Annotated in this window: 3 protein-coding genes; 2 read left to right on the top strand and 1 reads right to left on the bottom strand. The window is 48.6% G+C overall.

What is annotated here, in order from left to right; translation table 11 throughout:
* Together DW724_RS15170 and DW724_RS15165 are read left to right on the top strand one after the other, a co-directional pair.
* A partial coding sequence (locus tag DW724_RS15170; protein ID WP_243105785.1) for a polymorphic toxin type 44 domain-containing protein occupies positions 1-3,642 on the top strand: 3,642 nt, incomplete at its 5' end.
* Entirely contained in the window at positions 3,626-4,126 is a 501-nt protein-coding gene (locus tag DW724_RS15165; protein ID WP_118762039.1) for a hypothetical protein, read from the top strand. The genes DW724_RS15170 and DW724_RS15165, both read left to right, overlap by 17 nt.
* A 72-nt stretch (positions 4,127-4,198) precedes the next feature.
* Here DW724_RS15165 and DW724_RS15160 read toward each other — a convergent pair.
* The coding region (locus tag DW724_RS15160; RefSeq protein WP_202183547.1) for a replication initiation factor domain-containing protein at positions 4,199-4,863 on the bottom strand (665 nt) is incomplete at its 5' end.

Raw genomic sequence — 4,863 nt, 5'->3', positions numbered from 1 at the left:
AGCTATGACGAACTCGGCGGTAAGACTGCTACCACCTATGACGCAAACGGCAACCAGCTTACTGTAACTGACCCGAAAGGCAACAAAACTTCGTATCAGTACAACCGCAAAGACCAGATTACGGTTATCACCTATGCGGACGGCAGCGAAACCCGCTATACCTACAATGCGCTCGGCAATGTCAGCGAAGTGACCGACCAGAACGGCAATGCAACCAGGTACACCTATGACGCACTCGGCAGAACGCATACCGAAACCAACGCAGTAGGTGTTGTGACCGAATACGGCTACGACAAGGTAGGCAACACGGTTTCTGTCACTAAGGACGGAACGGTAATCGCGAAGAGCGAGTACGACGGTGCATATCGTGTGGTAAAAATGATTGACGGACTGGGTAATGCAGGAACCAAGCAGTATGACGGTGTAGGCAATGTTCTGGTTTCCACTGACCGTGAAGGCAATGCAACACAGTATGCCTACGACAAAAACTATAACCTGCTCAAGACCACCGACGCAGAAGGCGGCGTGTCCTCGTCTGCTTATGACGCGCTGGGGCGTGTCGTTTCTGAAACCGATGAAAACGGCAGCGCAACGACCTACACCTACGATAAGAACGGCAATGTACTGACCGAAACCGACGCACTTTCCGGTGTTGTTACCAACACCTACGACGCCCGCGGCAGAGTAGCCGCAACTACGGACAAGCTGGGTGCAACGACTACCTACACCTATGATGCAGCCGGTAATCTCCGCAAGGAAACCGACGCGAATAATGCGTATGCCGTTTATCAGTATGATGCGAACAACAATCTCATTCAGTACACCAACCGCAACAACGAATGGGTGAAGTATGCGTATGACTGCATGAATCGGCAGGTCAAGGAAACCAACCAGCTTAACCATGCAACCGAGTACGAATACGACCTTGCAGGCAACCAGACGGCGGTGATCGACGGCAACAAGAACAAGACCATATACACCTATGACGGCTTGAATCGTCTTGTTTCCAAGACCAACGCCGAAGGCGGTATGTTCGAGTACCGGTATGATTCGTTTGGCAACACCGCAGGCACGACGATGTACGGCGGCGGTGACGAGAAGGCCGCGACCACTTATGCCTATGATGCAGCGGGCAATCTGCTGACCGAAACCTCTCCGCTGGGCAGCGTGACTACCTACACGCATGACAAGGAAGGCAATGTGCTGACGCAGGTTGACGAAAACGGCAAGCAGACCGCGTACACCTACGACAAGTTGTATCGCATGGTTTCCCGCAAGGACGCGGATGGTACTGCGACCTTTGCCTATGACAAGGCGGGCAACATGACCTCGGCCAAGGATGGAAACGGCACGGTAGCATTTGCGTTCGACGCGCTTTCCCGCACCACCGCTGTCACAAATGAGGACGGCACGACCACGGCGTACACCTACGACGCGGCAAACAACCGTCTGTCCATCACCTACCCCGACGGCAAGGCTGTTACGACCGCGTATGATAGTCTCGGCAATGTGAAGTCCCAGACCGACCATGACGGCACAGGCATTACCTACACGCGCGACGCGGAAGGACGCACAATCAAGGAAGGCCACAGCGACGGCAGCACGACCGAGTATGATTATAACGCCGCCGGTCTGCTGACGCTGCAAAAGGAAGTCACCAAGAGCAACAGCACACGCCGTCAGACTGCGTATACCTACGATGATGCGGGCAATATCGTAAGTGAAAACCGTTCCGGTGTAGACATTGACAAGAAGGACGAGTTGGTACGCTACTACTACGATAAGGCCAATCAGCTTATCCGCACCAATATCGAGGGCAAGAATACGAAGTATTCCTACGACCTCGCGGGCAATCTGCTTTCCGATGGTACGAACACTTACACCTACGATCTGCAAAACCGTCTGGTTAGCAAGACCGGCAAGGACGGTACGACCACTTATACCTATGACGCGGCGGGCAATCTGATTAAGAAGGCTGCACCGGACGGCACGACCGAATATACCTACACGGCACAGAACAAGCTGAAAACCGGCAAGACAGAGGACGGTCAGAGCAGCACCTACACCTATAATGCGCTCAATGTACGCATTAAGAATGTACAGGTGCGCGACAACAAGAATGCCGCCCATGCAAACTCCGACTTGAAGGACGGTTCGCACGGCACCGATTATCTGGACTTCTTGAAGGATGGACGCTTTTTCTGGCAGCGCACATGGGAAACCGAGGTAGGCACGACCTTCCAGAGCAATTTTGAAACCGTAACAAAGAACTATGTTGTGGACTATCTTTCCATTGCCAATCGTGATATACTCGTCACAGAGGACGGCAGCTTCACGCAGCGGTATGTGTACGATGAGGACGGCACCCGTATCTCGGCAGAGTACGGCTATGCAGCCGGTACAAAGCGCGGTGAGGGCGGCGAAAACCTGCAAAGTGACTTTGCGGCAAATGATGTGCGCAAGGTATGGTATCGCACCAGTCATCTCGGCAGCACGCTGTTTGCCGTAGACGAAACCGGCAAGGTCATCTCTCACACGATCTATGACCCGTGGGGCAATCCGCTGACCGAAACCTACACGGATACGAATTTCAGCGGCATCGACAACGCCAACAATTTCACCGGCTACACTTGGGACGAAGTGCTTGACCTGTATTTCGCGCAGAATCGTTTCTACGACCCTGCCGACCACCGGTTTACGCAGGAAGACCCCATCAAGGACGGCGAGAATTGGTATGCTTATTGCGGGAATAATCCAATCATAGTTGTTGATGTATATGGTACAGCAAAAATTCTTGCCGGTACCGCATTGGCAACTGTTAAAGATACCAAGTGGATTAGTTCGGGATATGTTCAACTTCGAGAACTTATATCCATTATTAACACATATTGTGCCACTGCAACAGTGCAATATGCAAAAAAAACGCATACAGCCTATGGCTCTGTTAATGGAAAGTCTTATACTATTCCTTTGTCTAAGCTGACCCGTGCAAATGCAGGTAACTATTCCAGAAATACCAACTATAAAATCTATGTAGGTCGTGGTTCTACGACGAGTGCGTATTTCGATGTTTTACTATGTGGTAACAATAGTACAACATATGTTAAGGTTTCTGAATTTGTCGCGGCATTGGGATTGAGTTCTAAGGTACACTTGGTTAGCACTCGACTGGAGAATTATATCACCCAAGCTGATGTGCTTATGGGCGTTCGGTTGGCTACATATAGCGGCGTACAATACTTAGATGAAACTGTCCCTGTTGAAAAGGCGGTCTATGCAGCTGAGCCTACATTTGCATCCAAAAACAAGGTCACTGATGTTTTCTGGTTTATGGATCAGGTGAATCATGCGAAACCTTGGGATATTAAGCGGGCTGATCCGTGGAAGAAAACCATTAAAACGACATATCCAATTTCGTATGATACGACCATTGTGTTCCAAAGCCGATTGACTACTCCTGAAGCGTTGGGCAACATAACTTACGGTTATCTTGGAAAAGCAATGGGATATACTGAATTTGAATTGATTTCCGGAGGTAATTATGCCGCTGGTGGTGTAACAGGTATTTTTACTGGAGCTGATTCGGAGGATGATAAGAAAAATGTGCGCTTGGGAATCAAATGGTATGAAGCAAGGCATTAAAAGAAAACACTTAATAATAGTGTTGTTTTTGGCTATATCAATAATTCTTTGCCATTGTTACAACAGATATAAATTTTTGGATTCGCAAAGTGCTGAAAAGCTGTATCATAAGTACACTAATGAGTTACATCAGATAGCCGAATATCTGTTGACTTGCTCGGATAAGTCTATAGAATTATCTTATAACGATAGTAATACTTTGTTTCAAAAACAATATTCGTCATTGCCTGTTATCACGGTAACAGTAAAAAATTCAGTAGTGATTGAAAATTGTGAAACATTAAAAAATGCAGGTATGGAGGTGATTTACAAGGAAGATACGAATGTGTATTTTCAGTTTTATTCCAATTTAGACGATGGAAGCGGCATACTGGCGGTATTAACACAGACGGAACCACCTATATTTGATTCGGCGGGCATTGCCGTAGAATCTGAAAAAATTGATGGTGATTGGTACTATTACCGAACGGTTTTGCATAAATGATATAACTATTGTGGTTGCAGCAATGTTATTAACAATTCAGCCACCGGAGAATTTTCTCCGGTGGCTGTTTTCTTACTTCAATTCGCTCGTCACCTGCGCGACAATCTTCCTATGTTTTTCATTCAGTACCGTGCCGTCCAAAAGCTGCTGCACAAAATCCCTACCTTTCATTTTCTCGATTTCCTGCAGCATTTTGATAGACTTTGCGACCTGCTTGTTAATCCAGTTTTCCGTGCGTTCCAAGTCGAACGGTTTCGGCTTCATCGTCAGTTTCAGCTTGCGTTCTTCGCCCTGCATGAACTGTTCCCAGTGCTTGTCCGTAGGGCAGTCATAACGCCGCTTGTCGGCTTGCGGCTCGATGAAGCGCACATAGTTGTTGATGATGGAAAACGCTGTTCCTGCCGCGTCCTCGCTGTCCATTAGCGCGTCTGCGGAATTTTCCGCAGCGTTGTTCGTCAGCCGCAGTTCAAAGCGGTTGAGAATGTCCGCGTCCTCAATCGACTTGCCAAACTTAGCCTTTTGCTCCTGTGCTTTCTCATAGATACAGAAGTACACATCGGAATCCTTAGAGCCAAGATAGAGCGTGTGACCCATCTCCATCTTTAAGTCCTCGTCGGTTTCCCACGAATTTTCACGACCGGATGCAAAGTATTCTACATTCCGCAGCCGCGTGCCACACTCACCAGTAACGCGCTTGCGGTACAGCGTCGGCACATGGAGCAGTCCTGCATGGTCGT

Origin of the sequence: Butyricicoccus sp. AM27-36, assembly GCF_003480945.1 — a bacterium.
In the GTDB taxonomy this organism is placed as follows: domain Bacteria; phylum Bacillota; class Clostridia; order Oscillospirales; family Butyricicoccaceae; genus Agathobaculum; species Agathobaculum butyriciproducens.
Note: the sequence above shows the minus strand (reverse complement) of the source record. Positions and strands in the feature narration are given on the sequence as shown.

Coding starts and splice junctions, on each gene's coding strand:
- DW724_RS15165 (WP_118762039.1), top strand. CDS start 3,626: ATGAAGCAAGGCATTAAAAGAAAACACTTAATAATAGTGTTGTTTTTG.